Here is a 300-nt window from a genome sequence, read left to right as displayed (position 1 = left end):
GTGTGGAAGGGACGCATGAAAGTGGAAACGGAGGACGAGGATGAACCCGGAAGCGAAAAAGGCTGTGCCTGACGACACGGCAGAAAGCGGGATGAACACAGAAACAGAAAGCACAGACGTCACGGATCGTCCGATGAGCCTCCATGACCGGGTGGTCATCGGCCTGGCCCTGGCTGTAGCCCTGGTGCTGTGCATATTGCTGGGCACGGTACTGCGGGTCCCCGGCAGCTGACACTGACAGGAGAGAGCATGAGAACAGCAGGCAGAACACCGGCACATCACGATATCCCCACGGGGCTC

1 protein-coding gene is annotated in these 300 nt (G+C 59.7%); it reads left to right on the top strand.

The window, feature by feature from the left end; genetic code table 11:
• The first annotated feature begins 91 nt into the window (after positions 1-91).
• The gene (locus QMG44_RS24245; RefSeq protein WP_281853334.1) at positions 92-232 is read left to right on the top strand and encodes a hypothetical protein; all 141 of its coding nucleotides are present in this window, start codon (positions 92-94) and stop codon (positions 230-232) included.
• Positions 233-300: the final 68 nt, after the last annotated feature.

This window comes from Enterobacter sp. 200527-13 (genome assembly GCF_027924865.1).
Lineage (GTDB): Bacteria > Pseudomonadota > Gammaproteobacteria > Enterobacterales > Enterobacteriaceae > Enterobacter > Enterobacter ludwigii.
The sequence above is the reverse complement of the archived record's forward strand: the minus strand, read 5'-3'. Positions and strand labels throughout refer to the sequence as shown.

What these genes read in the sequence shown, in the direction of transcription:
- QMG44_RS24245 (WP_281853334.1), top strand. Translation starts at nt 92, where the DNA reads ATGAACACAGAAACAGAAAGCACAGACGTCACGGATCGTCCGATGAGC.